Source organism: Fusibacter sp. 3D3, from assembly GCF_001748365.1.
Classification (GTDB): domain Bacteria; phylum Bacillota; class Clostridia; order Peptostreptococcales; family Acidaminobacteraceae; genus Fusibacter_A.
In genome coordinates, this window is sequence record NZ_BDHH01000017.1 from 81,795 (window position 1) to 99,526 (window position 17,732).

A 17,732-nucleotide genomic window follows, 5' to 3' on the forward strand; every position below is an offset into this window, starting at 1 on the left:
TCAAAAACTAAACGTGAAAAAGTCTAATAAGCCGCTCTTTGATGTATTCGGGCATTTGATAATAAAGGCCAGCCACAATACCTGAAAAGGCTAAAAGTGAAATGGTTGAAATTAAAGACCAAGTCAATTGAATCTCATGGATGATATTGAGTGCAATGACAACTTCAATAAAAGGTAAGAGGATTGCTAAGGTGACACAAATATAAACTGGAATAAAGATAAAATGGTTCGTATGTGCACTTTTAGCATATTGTTTAGCAACAATCATGGCGACTGCAGTGCTAAAAATAATAATGGGCAGTGCATAGGTAAGCGACCACGTCATCTTCGCATCTATACTGTCAAGCATAGAAGTCAGAAATAAGGTCATCAAACCAAGGCCAAGGAAAATACGGTGGACTCTTTTAATATAGCCCAGTAATAAAAATAAAACGATCACTGAGGCGATGATGCAGATAACCGCGTATTGAAATATGCGATGTGTGGGTCTTATTAAAGAATGGAGCACAATTAAGATGGACATTGCAGCGATGCTAATCATAAAGTAAATATAAAAAATTTTATTTTTAGTCGCATAACTTTGTCTCGCATGTGAGTTCGATGCCTCGGGAAAGGCTTTTTTAATAGCTTCATTTTGGACAAGATCATCAGGAATCCTATATTGACAAAGAGGACACGCTAGAACGTGATCTTCCAATTTCACACCGCATTTACTACAAAACGCCATATGACACCTCCTTAATAATTTGTTTCTATCTTAATAACAATGCCTTCGTTTCTAAGTTTTCTAAAAAACAATCTTTCAATCACACGGTCATCGGTTAGACTGCCAAAAGAAATCGTTGTAATATCATTGTATGTGATCACAGTGGCTTTGACGATATTGCCTTCACTTGGGGGCGGAAGCACTTCAAGTTTTTCGATGATCTCGCCATAGGGCTCATCAATTTTGATAACGCCTAGGTTTGATAAGCTACTGGTATAACTGCTTTCACCGTAATAGTTGTATATAAAGGGCATTGCTAAATCCTTTATGAATAATGGAATTAAGCGGACATGCCAAAAGAGTTCATTTTTAAAGTTTCTTGAAATATACCGTTTTAAGAATTTTTTGGTAAGACAAAGCGAAAAATAGTGATCTAAGTAAGTCAGAATTTCTTCTCGGCTGTATTCTCCAAGTCTCAAATCAATACTCGGGGTAATGCTTATGAAGAAATTGCGCATGGTCTCTGATGGAAAAATGGATCTCAAATTGACGGGCATATTGATAATCAAGGGTTTTAAGTCTTTAATTTTGATAGTCTCATTTTCATTAATAAAATCTTGAATCGTTTCGAAATAAAGGCATAGAAGCATTTTGGTAGGGGAGGTTTTATAAGCTTTGGCTAATGCTTTGAATTCTGATGCGCTGTAGGTGCCGTTCGTAACTCTATACTCGCCTTTCTCAATGAGTTTAAAAGGGAAGTGATAGGCTTTTTCTACCTTTTGAGGGCTTGGAATTTTTTTTTCGTAATTTTTTTTAAAAGCGTCTTCTTCAAAACACGCAAGGGTTTCTTTAGAAAACGGTGCATCCAAAACTTGATTTGGCTGTTCCCCCAGTAATCGGTTATAATTTTTGATGATATCTTTGAGGAATATCAAGCCGCCTGCGCCATCGGCAATGGCGTGCGATATTTCAAGATGAACTCTATTTTTAAAGTAGAGGATCTTGTAAGGCGAGGGCTGGCTATGTCTTAAATCGGTGGAAGTACAAGGATAATACCGCTCTCTGTGTACACGTGGCGGTTCAGTTGTCTTTTCGAAATAATACCAAAAAACACCTTTTCTGAGTTTCACATTAAAAAAAGGAAATTGATTGACACTTTGATTGAGTGCTTGCTGTAATAAATCTGCCTTGACAGGCATTTTTAAAACAGCCGTCAGTCTGAAAATAGTTGACACACGAGATGACGCTATTGAGGGATAGAGTTTCCCAGCATTATCTAATTTGAACCAATTTTCCTGTTTTTGTTTTTTCATAATGGCACCCACTTTATCTCGATAATATTCATGGAATCGTTAGAATCTTCATAAAATGTTCAAATATTTTTTGGCAAATCGCTGTGTAAAAAAAGCAAAGGAGGGTATATTACAAATAACTTAATAGTTTCTCTATTAGGTGTTATTAATAAATTTCCCCCCTATTTCCTCTAGTAAATTGCTAGAGGTTTTTTTTGCCACAAGACTAATGCTTTATCTATAAATTTTCTTCTAACGGCAAAATAGGTTTACGCTTAAGTGGGCTAGAGAGTATAATAGAAGTTTTAGTGCTTCCAATGGTTTGTATTTTATCTAAAATACGCTCTAATTCATACGTATCTTGACAAATCACTTTGACCGTCATACAATCATCCCCAGTTACATGATGACATTCTATAATTGCGGGTTCATCAAGGGCAAGTTTTTTGAATTTTGCATGGGCACTTACTTTCATACCCACTAGAACAATCGCTTCAACATGCATATTTAATTTTTTAGGATCTACAAGAGCCGTATAACCGATAAGAATACCGTTTTCTTCGAGTCTTTTTACACGTTCTGAAACAGCTGGAGAGGTTAGATTTACACGTGATCCAAGCTCTTTCATAGAAACACGGCCATCCTCTTGTAGAATCTTGATAATCTTTAAATCAGTAGCATCCATTTGAAAACCCCCTAATTATATTAAGAAATTCGGTGATTAATCTTAATTAATAAACTATATACATGATATCACTTTTTTAAAAAACTGTACAGTTTTTCGCTGCAATGATATTATTTTTTTATAACCAGCAAGGAGGACTACCATGACTGCTATTAAAATTACGGAAACCATATTAAGAGATGCGCATCAGTCACTAATTGCAACACGTTTAAAGACAAATCAAATGATTCCAATACTAGAAACACTGGATTCAATCGGATATCATGCTTTAGAGTGTTGGGGAGGTGCAACTTTTGATGCTTCGCTACGTTACTTAAATGAAAATCCATGGGATAGATTGAGATTATTGCGTAAACATGTTAAGAACACAAAATTGCAAATGTTATTAAGGGGTCAAAATTTATTAGGTTACAAACATTATGCGGATGATGTCGTTGAGGAATTTGTAAAAAGATCTATAGGAAATGGTATTGATATCATTAGGATTTTCGATGCTTTAAACGACATCAGGAATATTGAAAAAGCATTGATTACCACTAAAAAAGAAGGTGGACATGCTCAAGCTGCTATTTCGTATACCATCAGTCCAATTCACACCATTGACACTTTTGTCGACTTGGCAAAATCCATGGAACAGCTTGGAGCCGATTCAATCTGTATCAAGGATATGTCGGGGCTTCTCGCACCTTATGAGACTGAGAAATTGGTTAAAGCGATTAAGGCGAATATCTCTGTGCCCCTTGAGATCCATTCACATTGTACCAGTGGACTTGCTTCGATGACTTATTTAAAAGCAATTGAAGCAGGGGTGGACATCATTGATACTGCAATATCTCCATTTGCAAGCGGAACGTCGCAACCGCCTACAGAACCTTTTGTGGCAACACTTAAAGGGACTGAATACGATACAGGGCTAGACTTAAAACAACTTGATAAAGTGACTCAATACTTTGCACCTATTCGAGACGAAGCTTTAGAAACGGGCTTACTGGATCCAAAGATATTAGGCGTAGACATCAACACGCTCGTTTATCAAGTGCCAGGGGGAATGCTTTCGAACCTTGTCTCTCAACTAAAAGCTCAAAATGCACTTGAAAAATTTGAAGAAGTTCTAAAGGAAGTGCCACGTGTAAGAGAAGATTTAGGGTTCCCACCGCTGGTGACACCGACAAGTCAAATGGTGGGTACGCAAGCTGTACTCAATGTGATCATGGGTGAACGCTATAAGATGGTTCCAAAGGAAATCAAGGAATACGTCAGAGGCATGTATGGAAAGCCAACGGTTCAAATCTCACAAGAAATTATTGAGAAAATAATTGGCAATCAAGAAGTGATCACCTGTAGACCAGCCGATATTATAAAGCCACAACTTGAAACTGAACGCAATAAAATGAAAGAGTACCTTGAAGAAGAAGAAGATGTACTTTCATACGTTTTATTCCCACAAGTTGCTGAAGAGTTCTTTAAATTTAGACAAGCTGAGAAATATAAGATCGATGGCGATTTAGTTGATAAAGAACAAAAGACGCATCCCGTATGATTTTATAACGTTGAAAATAGGATTTAATAAAAGGATTGCTTACGATTAAGTAATCCTTTTTTTAGTGCTATGATTACCTTAGTTTTTATACGGATTAGAGCGTGAACGGAAAAGTATTATTTTTCAGTCTAATTGTGAAAAAATCTTGAGAAATCTTTGAATCTGTAAATAGTCATGATACAATGACAATAGTAAATCAAATATATTTCGCTGTTAAACATGTTTTAATAGATCCGATTATTTCAAGATACTATCAAATCAAATGGAGGCGGATATGAGTAAAAATGAGAAAGAGAAAGCTCCTTCAATGGTCAACAAAAAGCAATCGCGAAAAGAAAAGTACAATCAAATGGTTTACGACAATTGGCAAGCCAATAGGGAGATGGGGAAACTTAAATTTGTGATCAAGTTTGGTGTGTTGAGCTGGGGGATAGGGACTTATGTGATTTATTGGTTCTTAATGATGGTTTTAAATGCGATTACAAAAGCAAATGCTGAATTCAGCCTATATCAATATGGCTTTACACTGATCTTTTTTATCATTTTTGGATTGATTTACGGCACTATTTTATGGCATAAAAATGAGAAAGTGTTTACGGCAAAATTTCCATATGGTCGAAAGACGCAAACGCAGTTTAATAGATCTAAAGGATAAATAAAGGGCAGAAATGCTCTTTTTTTTTTGAAAAAAGATTTACAATTAATGGAACTTGATGTATAATAATGCATATACCATATATTAGGAGGCCTATCGTGTATTATTTTTATCCTTCTCGCTATACAGAATTGTGTTTTAGTAAAATAAAGACATATTTAGCAGGTGCATGTTTGTGCTCGGACTTAGAAGCCATTATGATGGCTGATGATGATAAAGTAGTCATTGAATCCTGTTTTAGCGACAAGGTTCCAAACTGGGTAAAGCCAGAACAGGTGATTATGTTTTCGGAGGAATTGGGTTTAAAGGGCACGATTTATAAATATCAAAGTTATTTGGAGATTGTCAAAGTCCTCAATGGTCAGAAGAAAACGATTTTTTCAATTATCTCTGATGAACTCGATATGACGTATATACCGCTAATTGCAAACGTAATTAAGTCCAAAAGTCCTGTTGTTGTCTGCACCTTTAAACTGGATGCCGATACCAATATGCTCTTTGACTTAAACGGTGAGGCTGATTTGTCTTTAGAGTTGATTGAACCTTATTTGAGAAAGCATACTGAACCTGATTTTTTAGAGTTGACTTTTTTTAAATCACTTGTGGATATGATGAATCCCCCTAAGGAATTGATTATCAATATCTTAACCCTTTTAAAGGGCAAGTACCATTTGGTTTTAAATCTTGTACCCATCAAGAATGAATTTGATTTAAATTTGATTGGTATTTCAGATCAATTAATTTTTATCGCTTCAGAACCGACTAAATTAAATGACTCTATAGTAGAGCAATTGAGACATTTTAGTCCTCAAGGGACTCTGCATGAAGTTTACCTGTCAACGTTTGCAAAGGAGCATGAAGCATTGCAGGATGGCTTGTTAAAACGTTTTACGGATCTGGTTCAAAATTGTATTTGAAAGTAGGCCATATGATATCTTATGATTTGATTAAAACACTTAAAACACAAATATTAGAAAACATCCCTAAAGTTGAGGAACCTTTTGTAAGCCAAGCCATACATCAACAAGTCTCCAACTTAAATCATCTGAGCATAGATGATAAAATGGCCTTAAAGGCAACCCTTTGGGATACTATTTTCAAATACGATGTTATTCAGCCCCTTCTGGATGATGAAAATATCAGCGAAATTATGATCAATGGCCCTCAAAATATCTTTGTTGAGAGAGAAGGACAGCTTGAAGCTGTAGACTTCAAGTTTTCAAACCATGATCATTTGATGAGTTTGGTCCATAAAATTGCGACAGAAATAGATAGACCTATAAACACAGGAACGCCGATTATGGATGCAAGGCTCAAAGATGGTTCTAGGGTTAATATTGTCATAGAGCCGGTTGCGTTAAATGGACCTGTGGTGACGATTCGTAAGTTCAAGCAGACTTTTAACAATCCGGATGAACTCATACAGACTCAAATGCTCTCTAAACCCCTTGCTGATTTTTTAAAGTTATGTATTCAAAGTAAATTTAACATCTTTATATGTGGCAGTACGGGTTCTGGTAAGACCACTTTGCTGAATTGCTTGACACACTATATTCCCTCATCAGAGCGGCTTGTGACGATTGAAGATGCAGCAGAGCTTCAAATTCAAAATCATGATAATCTCGTGTCGCTTGAAGTTAAAAAGTCAAACACCAATCAGCAATCGGTTACCATCTCCCATCTGATTAAAAACGCACTTCGTATGAGACCTGATCGCATTATCGTAGGGGAGGTTAGAGGTGAAGAGGTTGTGGACATGCTTCAGGCCATGAATACAGGTCATGAAGGTTCGCTATCCACAGGGCACTCGAATTCAGGCATGGATATGCTCACGAGACTTGAGGTAATCGCTTCAAGTCATTCAGATATCAACCATACGCTCATCAGACGGCAAATTATATCGGCTATAGATTTAATTATTTTTATTGAGCGTTTGCCAAGTGGTAAAAGGAAGATCACTGAAGTCAGTGAGGTGTTTAAGAATGAAACGGATTATGTCTTAAATAAAATATTTGATTTCTATGATCCAAGCAGTCGGAGTAAAAACGATTTTGAAGTGGAGCTTGTAAATAAACATAAATTGAGGAGAGCGTTTATATGAAATTAGAATCTTTTTTTAAATTTTTAAAGGCGAAGGATTTCATGATTATTTTTTTTGACAGCGCATTCTATATTGTGGGCATATATTCATTTTATAACATCCCTATTCTGTTGCCGTTACCTGTCATCCTCATTGCCATTCTTATGAAATTTTCCAAAAGATACGATCGCAATTATGCAACTGAAATCAGTTATCAATTGATTGAATTCTTGAATTATATCAATTCTAATCTCAGCATAGGCATGAGCTTTGAACATGCGATACTCTCTTATGAAAAAGATCGATACTCATCATTCGATAACCCTATGAAAATACGGTTTGAAAAACTTATAAATGCCATCAAAATGGGTGTTTCTCAAGAGCAGCTTTTAAATGTGCTCGAAACAGTATTTCCCATTAGAGATACCAAGCGGTTTTCATCTATGTTGATCCAGAGTATGAAAACGGGTGCAAATCAGTCTTATATCGTCAGCATAACACTGGATAAGCTCTATATAAAACATAAAACAGAATCGGAGATACAGACCATTTTGTATCAGAAAAAAACAGAGCAGATGATCTTATGTATGGCACCGATGGTGATTATACTCATGATCAGAAATATGTCGCCGGACTATCTGATGCCACTATACAGCGATCTTTTGGGGCGAATTATTATGACTTTTTCATTTTCACTTTTAGTGGTCATGAAACTGGTTTCAAAAAAGATCATTCAGATCGAAATATAGGAGGCCTATGGTGGAAGTCAAAAAATTAAAGATAAAATTCAAGAAAAGGACTCAAAAAATAAAGAAAAGAGAGCCGTCTAATTTGGAAGTTAAGCTTTCAATCTATAATGCAAAACTGGACGCCTTTCTCTATACGCATAAGCTTAAAAAGATCAAACCACATCCTTTCAGCATGGAGCTGCCGAGTTTTATTCAGGAGATTATACTGAATATGACTTGTGATATGACCATTGAAAGCGCCGTAAAGGGTGCGATTATGAGCAATAAGGACAACGCTAACTTTGATGCTTTGATGCTTAAAATTGGAAAGCAAATATCTGCCATTAATGCGCTTAATTTATTTGCACTCGAATGTAATTTTCATGACCTCTGGAAGCTCTCTAGACTGATCAATCAGAACTTTCTAACAGGCAGTGATAATACTTATGCCGCACTGGAAAGATTTCACGATGAACTCTGGGATAAAAAGCTCCAAAATGTCAGGATTGCTTCTGAAAGGGCCAGCCTATATTTAACCTTTGTACTGATGTTATCGCTATTTAGTGTCATTGTGGTGGTAATCACACCCATTATGATAAATATTAATTTTTAGGAGGAGAGTTTATGTTATTAAGTCAGATAATGCCGCTTTTACCCAAAAGGGTTTACTGTGGTATTAAAAGTATGAAATTGAGAGAAGAGAGTGGGCTAGGGACTATTGAAATGGTTATTCTTATAGCAGTACTTATCGCGTTAGGATTTACATTTAAAGATTTTATTGTAAAGTTATTCGAGAAGATTACAGGTATGATAAATAAAACAAAATACGAAGATTTGATTTCAAATTAAGGGCAAAATTATGACTACAAAAAATGAATTTCACACGGAAATCATATGGGGTCAGAGTCCTGACCCCATTTTCCTCAAAATGCAACAGAATATTGAGCTAAAATCATTGGCCACTTTAACGCAGATAAGGCATGAGGGGGATCAATATGAATTTGAATACGCTATTCCAAACCTTGTATCGGTTGAGAACTTAATCAGTACGAGTAGATTTAATCTGAGGCTGTTTGTGCATTTACTAAAGACTTTGTCGCATTTAGAGCTTCAACTAGAGCAATATATGCTCTCTGGTGGAATGCTCCTCTATAGAGATGATGCCCTTTATTTGGATACGACAGCCGATCAATTCGTTTGGATACTATTGCCATTTAACCGTGCGACCGAGCGTGTCGAGGAGGAACAACTTCACTTTTTCAGACATTTGTTAATCGAATTGGAACAGTGTCATATGCCAGAAGTGAGCATATTACTCATGAAAACGCATTTTTCAATTTCGGGACTTAAGGCACAGTATCTTTCTAAAGCGAACATGACGGATTTACCTCATGGATCACAAAAGAAGGCGCAGAGTAAATTTGCGCTTTTTAGAAGTACCCTGAATCATAAATTTGCCAATAAGCTCTTGTGTAAAAAACGGCGCAAACATCAAAACGAGCAAGTACCAATGATCACACAAAGTGCACTGAATCTCAAAAAAACAAGCTATGTGCAGAGGCATCCTATACTCATTTCTCGAGATCAGCCGGCCCTTCAATACAAAGTTTATTACGAAACATGTCTGATTGGGCGCGATGATCGATGCGAAATAAACATTGATGAGACTTCAATTAGCCGTGAACATGCAAAGTTATATACCAAAGAGGCCACTTACTTAATTGAAGATTTAAACTCTACAAACGGGACTTTCGTCAATAATAAAAAAATTATGACTAAAACCCCCCTTTATCACGGTGATGAACTCCGAATAGGGCATTGTGATTTTATATTCCTCATGTGACTTTTTATAAAATTATAGAAATTTAACGAAACTCTAACGCCTTTTTATGTTATCATATTAAGGTGAGTAGAGCCCGATGGCTATAAATAGATAAGGAGTACACAATGATTAATGATGTTAAAGAGGTTCTTTTTTCTGAAGAAGTATTAAGAGCAAAAGTGAAAGAAATCGCAGATCAAATTTCTAAAGATTATTTAGGAAAAGATCTTTTATTAGTGGGTGTTTTAAAAGGGGCAAATGTTTTTATGTGTGATTTAATGCGTGAGATCAGCTTTCCAATTCAAATAGACTTTATTGCGGCATCGAGCTATGGACATTCGACAGAATCCTCAGGTGTTGTTAAAATTTTAAAAGATTTAGATTACAGCATTGAAGGCAAAGATGTCATCATCGTGGAAGATATCATAGATACTGGGCTGACACTCAAATATTTGATTGAAAATTTTAAATCTAGAAATCCAAGAAGTATTGAAATATGCACTTTGCTTAATAAACCAGAACGCAGAATTGCAAATATTGATGTGAAATATATCGGCTATAAAATACCTGATGAATTCATCGTTGGATATGGGATTGATTATGCTGAGAAATACAGAAATTTGCCTTTTATAGCATCCTTAAAAGAATCGGTGTATACAAAGTAGTTGTATACATCTTATAAAATTGCGTTTTTTTATTTGACGATTGGGTACGAACCTTATATGATTTAGTTAAAAGATTAGGCGAGGTGTAAATATGAATTTAGCAAAATATATTGACCATACAATTTTAAAGCCCGATGTTACTGACCAAGAGGTTATTAAAATTTGTGACGAAGCAAAAGCGCATCACTTTTTTTCCGTGTGTGTAAACCCTTATTTCGTTCCATTAGTGGCAAAAGAACTCCAAGGAACTGAGGTCAAAGTGACTTCTGTCATTGGGTTTCCATTAGGGGCGAGTACAAGTGAAATTAAAGCGCTTGAAGCTCAAAAGGCAGTGGCAGATGGAGCCCATGAAATAGATATGGTCATCAGCGTTTCTGCTTTAAAAGATGGTAAATACGATTATGTTCAGAAGGATATTGAAGCTGTTGTAGAGGCGCTCAAAGGCAAAGCCACTCTGAAAGTAATCATAGAGACTTGTCTTTTGACGGATGCTGAAAAGGTGAAAGCTTGTGAATTATCAAAAGCTGCGGGGGCTCAATTTGTGAAAACCTCTACGGGTTTTAGTACCGGTGGGGCAACAGAAGCAGATGTTAGGTTAATGAAGCAAACCGTAGGAGATGCCCTTGAAGTGAAAGCATCTGGTGCGGTTAGGGATTATGCAACTGCGCTCAAAATGGTTGAAGCAGGTGCTACAAGAATAGGCGCTTCTTCGTCGGTGGGGATTGTTACTGGCGGTCAATCTGGTGCCTCGGATTATTAAAATGTGATCCATTAAACCGCTACAATATTGGAGACGAACACGCTGGTAGTGTACATCCTCAGAGGATGCATACTACCAGTTTTTTAGTACTATAAGCCTGTTGTTATATAGTGCTGTGCCCTCATTTTATGCCTGTCATGCAGTTGTAATGTGATTCTAATTCAATTTTCAGCATAATCACAAAAAGATGTGGTATATTAATACTATAAGCATAACAATATGAGGTGAACAATGAATTTTAAAGATTTAAATCTTTACTTCTATGCAAAAATGATCGCAATTGCTGCAATTGTGATTCTGTTTTTGACTAGGACGCCTGTCTGGAGTTTGATAGAACAGGGCATTAGGCCGGTAATTTACGCTTTTATTATTGCGTATATATTAGATTACTGCGTGCGCTATTTTGAAAAAAAACTTAAACTCAATCGCGTTATTTCCATTATTATTACGTTTGCTATTTTCATTTCAATAATTGTACTCTTTGGTGCATTGGTGGTTCCAAGAGTTGTCGAAACCGTAAGCATACTCATAAATTCTATTGGAAAAGTCGATATTAATCTTGAAGATATTTTTAGACAAGATTTTAACAATATGTATCTCAATGAAATTCAACAGAGTATTGTCAACGCTGTGACACCTATGCTCCAAAAACTAACAAATGCAACAGGATCAGCGGTTTTGCTACTTGTAAATGAAATTCAAAAGATCACATCTGGACTTATTTCTTTTGTGGTTGCATTAATTATTTCTGTATACATGCTTGCTGAAAAAAATGATCTTGTGGCAAGGTTAAAACGTTTTATTTTTGCTTATTTTGATGATCAACATTCTAACTGGATTATGAATACATCTCAAAAAGCCCATTATATTTTCAAAGATTTTGTTGTGGGTAAGTTATTGGACAGTTTTATTATTGGCGTTTTATCTTTTGTGGTATTATCCTTCTTTAATTTTGAGTTTAAACTTTTAATAGCAATCATTATCGGTATCACCAATATGATTCCTTATTTCGGACCATTCCTTGGTGCCGTGCCCGCATCCATTATCACTTATATTGGCGCGCCGCATACGCCTGTTAATGTCCTATGGATTCTTTTGATCATATTGATTATACAACAGCTTGACGGGTGGGTAATCGGACCAATGATACTTGGAGATTCTGTGGGGGTAAGTGCCTTCTGGATAATTTTAGCAGTCACTATAGGAGGGGCAACCTTCGGCGTTCTGGGGATGTTCTTGGGTGTTCCTGTTTTAGTGCTCATTAAGACACTGCTTGAAGATGATATACAGAAAAAATTATATGTCAAGGGCTATGAAGGCTTAGAAGAAAAGAACATCAGGATGAGTCGAAAATCTAAGTCATAAAATGAATGCGGGGGAATTGAATGGTTGGGATTTTAGTCGTCGATATTAATACGACAACTTCATATAGAATTAAAAAGATACTTGAAAACGCAAATGTTGAGATTATCACAGCGACCACTTCTATGGAGACGATCAATCGAGTCTCTTCGTCGGAGAAGAAAATTGATTTAGTGATTATTGATGTTCAATTGGGACCTGAGGACGGTTTTGATCTGATTAGCCGTATCAGAGAAATAAAGGAGGAAATTGTAATCTGTATTGTTACGAGTCAAAATACGAGACGTTCCTTTGTAAAAGGGATAAAAGTAGGGGCTCTGGACTATATTCTCAAGCCTTTTGAAGAGGATTATCTCAGACAAAAACTTATTTTTCACATTGATGCGATTGAAATGGCAAAATCAATTCCGAACCGATCGCCTAAAACGATTGACCAAGCTGTTTACAATGCAGTTAAGAAGGCGATTCGTGAGGGTTATGAATTGATGATTGGTTTGTTTGTCCTGTATCATACAAGCAACGAGACAACTGTTGATGTGAACATAAAAGATTTGGCTATTTTAAAATCGATGACACATTATTTTAGCAGCCATCTCACCGTTGAAGATGAATTTTTCACTTACGGTTCAAATGGCGCTGTTGTTATCATGCCTAAACATAAATTAGATCAAAAAAAGTCTCTTATTGACGATTTTGAAAAACTATTATTGAATTTTACAACCGCATACGATATTAAGGACACATTAGTTGCTTTTGATTTTATCAGTTTGCCACAGGAAGTTAATCCAAAAGAGAATGCGATCTCTGTATTAGCCAAACGCGTTGAAAATAAACTTAAATAGTATTATTTTTTTCAAGCTGCTTTGTATGTAATACCGATCAAAGCAGTTTTTTTGTATTTTTATGTGGAAATTTCTTTTTTTATCCCGTGTTTCTACTAAATTTCCAAAAATATTAAGTTTTTATTATTTAACATTTTTTTAATAGCATTCTCATAAAAAAGGACTATAATATATATTAGATTTGTTATTATATGTAATTCGTTTTCGTTGTTGTTATTATATGCCATTATTTATATGTCATTAATTAATTTAGGATTCATATTTATTTATACCGAGGTGTCATTATTATGGACAAACTAAACGTTGGTTTGGACGTTGGGTCGACGACGGTTAAAATGATAATTCTGGATGAAAATGAAAATATCATTTTCAAGGATTATCGTCGACATTTTTCTGATATTAAAAGTACTGTGTTTAATTTATTTGAAGATGCAAAAAGCGTTTTTGCCGATGCAAAAGTCAAAGTAATGGTCACTGGATCAGCTGGTTTGAGTTTAGCAGAAAGCTTAGGCGTTTCTTTTATTCAAGAAGTGGTGGCTTGTTCAAAGGCCATTAAAAAGTATGCACCTCAGACAGACGTGGCAATTGAACTCGGAGGTGAAGATGCTAAAATTATGTATTTTGGTCATTCGGTTGAGCAACGCATGAACGGCACTTGTGCTGGTGGGACAGGATCTTTTATTGATCAAATGTCCTCGTTGCTCAAGACAGATGCAGATGGATTAAACCTTCTTGCAAGTCAGCATAAAGAGATTTACCCAATTGCATCGCGCTGTGGTGTGTTTGCAAAAACAGATATACAACCGCTCTTAAACGAGGGTGCGTCCAGAGCAGATATAGCGGCATCCGTACTTCAAGCTGTGGTGAATCAAACCATCAGTGGGCTCGCTTGTGGCAAACCCATCAGAGGCAATGTTGCTTTTTTAGGTGGACCGCTCTCCTTTTTACCAGAACTTAAAAAAAGATTTGAACTGACACTGAATTTGGATGATGAACACAGTGTTAAACTGGAAAATACACAGTACTTTGTGGCACTCGGTGCTGCGATTTCTTCGGATCAGGAAGTTTCTCAAGATGTGCATTGCATTTATGATCGCATGCCTTCTATTTATTGTGAATCACCAGATTCTGAGGGTGGAATCGCCCCTTTATTTGAATCTCAAAAGGATTTTGATGTTTTTATTGAGCGCCATTCAAGACATCACGTTTCGCGTAAACAACTGAGTGAAGCTAAAGGACCGCTTTTTCTGGGCATAGACGCAGGCTCTACAACGACTAAAGTTGCTGTTGTGGATGCACAAAAACAACTTTTATTCTCACACTATGGTTCAAACGAAGGGAATCCTTTGGGAACGACCATTGAATCGCTAAAAAATTTATATGCGATGTTACCAGAAGACGCTTATATTGCCTACAGTACTGTAACGGGGTATGGTGAAAATTTAATCAAAGCGGCCTTAAAGTTAGATCATGGTGAAATCGAGACAATTGCACATTATAAAGCTGCGGATTATTTTCTACCAGGTGTTGATACCATTTTGGATATTGGTGGACAAGATATGAAATGCCTCAATGTCCACAACGGCATTATTGATTCTATTATGTTAAACGAAGCTTGCTCGTCTGGTTGTGGCTCGTTTATCGAAACATTTGCAGGGTCTGTCAATATGTCTGTGTCGGATTTTTCTGAGATGGGCTTATTCGCTAAAAAACCAGTTGACTTGGGGACGCGTTGTACTGTGTTTATGAATTCACGCGTTAAACAAGCTCAAAAAGAAGGTGCTACAGTTGGCGATCTCTCAGCGGGGATTTGTACATCTGTTATTAAAAATGCACTTTTTAAAGTCATTCGAATGAGATCACCAGAAGATTTAGGCGAAAAAATCGTCGTTCAAGGCGGGACTTTTTATAACAATGCGGTTTTAAGAGTTCTTGAGCAAATTTCAGGACGTGAAGTTGTAAGACCGGACATAGCAGGCATTATGGGTGCTTTTGGTTGTGCGATTATCTCGCTAGAGCGATTTGAAGAACCCTATAAGTCGCATATGCTTGGTGGGTCTCAATTAGAAAGCTTTAGTACAAGTACCAGCACAAGGCGATGTGAGCTGTGCGGTAATAATTGTCATCTCACAGTCAATACCTTCTCTGATCAAAGACAATTTATTGTTGGAAATCGCTGCGAACGTGGTGCGGGTATAGAAAAGAAAACAGCAGATTTACCGAATCTCTATAAATATAAATATGAACGCGTATTTGACTATAAGCCTCTTTCAAAAGAGGCCGCAAAGCGTGGCACTGTTGGGATACCAAGAGTTCTGAACATTTATGAAGATTATCCTTTTTGGTTTACTTTTTTCAATACCCTTGGATTTCGCGTGGAACTCTCTAGGCGTTCGTCCAAAATGATTTATGAAATGGGTATGGAGACCATTCCATCTGAAAGTGTTTGCTATCCCGCTAAAATTGTGCATGGACATATTGAGGATTTAATTCTTAAAAAAGTCGATAAGATTTTTTATCCGTGTATTCCCTATAATCGTCAGGAAGATGCCAATGCAGGGAATCATTACAATTGCCCTATAGTTACGTCTTACCCCGAAACGATCAATGTGAACGTGGATCATATTAAAAACAAACAGGTTAATTTCTATCATCCTTTTTTACCGCTTGATTCTATGAAGCATATGAAGAAACGCTTGATTGAAGAAATTTCACAATGGGACATCGATAAGGCTGAAATTAGCAGAGCAGTTGATTTGGCATATGCAGAACATGATCAGTACAAACTCGATGTTATGAAAAAAGGGGAAGAAACACTTGCGTACATCAAGGCGAATAATTTAAAGGGGATTGTTCTTGCAGGGCGCCCTTATCATGTGGATCCAGAAATCAATCATGGTATTCCGGATCTTATTGAATCCTTTGGATTTGTTGTCTTATCTGAAGATGCCGTGGCGCATTTAGATCAAATTGAGCGTCCACTTAGAGTTGTGGATCAATGGGTTTATCATACGCGTCTCTATGCGGCAGCAACTTATGTTTCAAAACAATCAAATCTTGAACTCGTCCAGCTCAATTCTTTTGGATGTGGTCTTGATGCGGTGACGACAGATCAAATTAAAGAGATTTTAGAAGCGAAAAGTAAAATCTACACTGTACTCAAAATTGATGAAATCAACAATTTAGGGGCTGTCAGAATTCGGATTAGATCGTTGATTGCAGCGATTGGAGAGCGTGATAAAAAAGCACTCATTCCTCTATACGAAAAACCAAAGGCAGAGCGTGTGGTTTTTACAGAAGAAATGCGTAAAACGCATACGATTCTAGTCCCTCAAATGTCACCTGTGCATTTTCAATTTGTTCAAGCGGCGGTAAAACCTGAAGGTTACAATATGGAGGTCTTACCTTCGGTGGATGTATCTGCTATAGATGAAGGGCTTAAATACGTCAATAATGACGCTTGTTATCCTTCGATCATCGTGGTTGGACAGCTGATGAAAGCTTTAAACTCTGGCAAGTATGACCTCAATAAAACCGCATTGATTATTTCTCAAACGGGCGGGGGCTGTCGTGCCACAAATTATATTGCCTTTATCAGACATGCACTTAAAAGTTCAAAATTGGATCATGTACCTGTGATCAGTATAAATGCGGGAGGGCTTGAAGAGAATCCCGGCTTTAAATTGACTTTACCGCTCCTTGAGAAGTTAATTCAGAGTATGCTCTATGGAGACTTGTTTATGAGAGTCCTCTATAAGACAAGGCCCTATGAAGCTGAAAAAGGGGCCGCAAATAATCTTTATGACCATTGGGTTGAGATTTGTAAGCAGTCACTTGTGAAAGGCTCTCGAAAAGAATTTATTTCAAATTTAAAAGCGATTGTTGAAGCTTTTGATGAATTGCCGTTGCTTAATATTAAAAAGCCAAGAGTTGGTCTAGTAGGTGAGATTTTAGTCAAATTTCACCCAACAGCGAACAACAATATCGTTGATCTTTTGGAGCATGAAGGGGCAGAAGCGGTTATGCCAGATTTGATTGATTTCTTTACGTATTCTGCCTATAACAACGTTATCAAGAATAAGTATCTTTCAGGCAGTATGAAAAAGCGTCTTACCAGTGAAGCTTTTATTACGATGATCGAATATTATCGCAAGCCAATGGTGACTGCACTGAACAACAGTAAGCGGTTTGAAGGGCCCAAACATATTAAGGTGCTTGGAAAACTTGCAGAGCCACATTTATCGCTTTGTAATCAGACGGGTGAAGGGTGGTTTTTAACGGCTGAGATGATTGAACTGATTCATGGCGGTGTGGACAATATTGTTTGTATGCAGCCGTTTGCATGTTTGCCAAATCATATTACTGGAAAAGGAATGATCAAAGAGCTTAAAAACAGTTATCCCAAATCGAATATTGTGCCGATTGATTATGATCCAGGGGCAAGTGAAGTCAATCAGATTAACCGTATTAAGTTGATGCTTGCGACCGCTTTTGATAATTTAAACAGTAGAAGTGAAAAAGAGTAAGCATAAAGACGGATGGATTTAACAGTGATGTGCCCACCAAAACAAGGTTTTGGTGGGCATTAATAAGTG

Annotated in this window: 16 protein-coding genes; 13 read left to right on the plus strand and 3 right to left on the minus strand. The window is 36.7% G+C overall.

The window, feature by feature from the left end:
- Positions 1-7 precede the first annotated feature (7 nt).
- The 3 genes from F3D3_RS17570 to F3D3_RS17580 form a co-directional block, all read right to left on the minus strand.
- Positions 8-727, minus strand: a complete 720-nt coding sequence (locus F3D3_RS17570) for a DUF6320 domain-containing protein (protein ID WP_069875763.1) — start codon at positions 725-727, stop codon at positions 8-10.
- Between the two features lie 11 nt (positions 728-738).
- On the minus strand, positions 739-2,019 hold the full coding sequence (locus F3D3_RS17575; protein WP_069875764.1) for a hypothetical protein: 1,281 nt from the start codon (positions 2,017-2,019) through the stop codon (positions 739-741).
- Positions 2,020-2,236: 217 nt separating this feature from the next.
- A complete protein-coding gene (locus tag F3D3_RS17580) occupies positions 2,237-2,683 on the minus strand; it encodes an Lrp/AsnC family transcriptional regulator (protein WP_069875765.1) in 447 nt (148 codons plus the stop codon).
- 142 nt (positions 2,684-2,825) lie between these two features.
- Between F3D3_RS17580 and F3D3_RS17585 the strand changes: the two genes are divergently transcribed.
- The 13 genes from F3D3_RS17585 to F3D3_RS17645 all read left to right on the plus strand — a co-directional run bounded on the left by F3D3_RS17585 (position 2,826) and on the right by F3D3_RS17645 (position 17,663).
- A complete protein-coding gene (locus F3D3_RS17585; RefSeq protein ID WP_069875766.1) occupies positions 2,826-4,223 on the plus strand; it encodes an oxaloacetate decarboxylase subunit alpha in 1,398 nt (465 codons plus the stop codon).
- 274 nt (positions 4,224-4,497) lie between these two features.
- Positions 4,498-4,878 (plus strand): hypothetical protein, encoded by a 381-nt coding sequence (locus F3D3_RS17590; protein ID WP_069875767.1) that lies wholly within the window; start codon positions 4,498-4,500, stop codon positions 4,876-4,878.
- 98 nt (positions 4,879-4,976) lie between these two features.
- Positions 4,977-5,795, plus strand: a complete 819-nt coding sequence (locus F3D3_RS17595) for a hypothetical protein (protein ID WP_069875768.1) — start codon at positions 4,977-4,979, stop codon at positions 5,793-5,795.
- A gap of 11 nt (positions 5,796-5,806) precedes the next feature.
- Positions 5,807-6,979 (plus strand): CpaF family protein, encoded by a 1,173-nt coding sequence (locus F3D3_RS17600; RefSeq protein WP_069875769.1) that lies wholly within the window; start codon positions 5,807-5,809, stop codon positions 6,977-6,979.
- Positions 6,976-7,707, plus strand: a complete 732-nt coding sequence (locus tag F3D3_RS17605; RefSeq protein ID WP_069875770.1) for a type II secretion system F family protein — start codon at positions 6,976-6,978, stop codon at positions 7,705-7,707. Before F3D3_RS17600 ends, F3D3_RS17605 begins: the two co-directional genes overlap by 4 nt.
- 10 nt (positions 7,708-7,717) lie before the next feature.
- On the plus strand, positions 7,718-8,299 hold the full coding sequence (locus F3D3_RS17610; RefSeq protein WP_069875771.1) for a hypothetical protein: 582 nt from the start codon (positions 7,718-7,720) through the stop codon (positions 8,297-8,299).
- A gap of 11 nt (positions 8,300-8,310) precedes the next feature.
- Positions 8,311-8,535 carry a Flp1 family type IVb pilin gene (locus F3D3_RS17615; RefSeq protein WP_069875772.1) on the plus strand — a complete coding sequence of 75 codons (225 nt, stop codon included), beginning with the start codon at positions 8,311-8,313 and terminating at the stop codon, positions 8,533-8,535.
- A gap of 10 nt (positions 8,536-8,545) precedes the next feature.
- Positions 8,546-9,529 carry an FHA domain-containing protein gene (locus F3D3_RS17620; protein WP_069875773.1) on the plus strand — a complete coding sequence of 328 codons (984 nt, stop codon included), beginning with the start codon at positions 8,546-8,548 and terminating at the stop codon, positions 9,527-9,529.
- Positions 9,530-9,633: 104 nt separating this feature from the next.
- Positions 9,634-10,173, plus strand: coding sequence for a hypoxanthine phosphoribosyltransferase (gene hpt, locus F3D3_RS17625; protein WP_069875774.1), 540 nt, complete (start codon positions 9,634-9,636; stop codon positions 10,171-10,173).
- A 91-nt stretch (positions 10,174-10,264) separates the two neighbouring features.
- Positions 10,265-10,933 (plus strand): deoxyribose-phosphate aldolase, encoded by a 669-nt coding sequence (gene deoC / locus F3D3_RS17630; RefSeq protein WP_069875775.1) that lies wholly within the window; start codon positions 10,265-10,267, stop codon positions 10,931-10,933.
- Positions 10,934-11,164: 231 nt separating this feature from the next.
- On the plus strand, positions 11,165-12,298 hold the full coding sequence (locus F3D3_RS17635; RefSeq protein ID WP_069875776.1) for an AI-2E family transporter: 1,134 nt from the start codon (positions 11,165-11,167) through the stop codon (positions 12,296-12,298).
- Between the two features lie 20 nt (positions 12,299-12,318).
- Positions 12,319-13,137, plus strand: a complete 819-nt coding sequence (locus F3D3_RS17640; RefSeq protein WP_069875777.1) for a PleD family two-component system response regulator — start codon at positions 12,319-12,321, stop codon at positions 13,135-13,137.
- Positions 13,138-13,424: 287 nt separating this feature from the next.
- The gene (locus F3D3_RS17645) at positions 13,425-17,663 is read left to right on the plus strand and encodes a 2-hydroxyacyl-CoA dehydratase (protein ID WP_242877165.1); all 4,239 of its coding nucleotides are present in this window, start codon (positions 13,425-13,427) and stop codon (positions 17,661-17,663) included.
- Positions 17,664-17,732 lie beyond the last annotated feature (69 nt).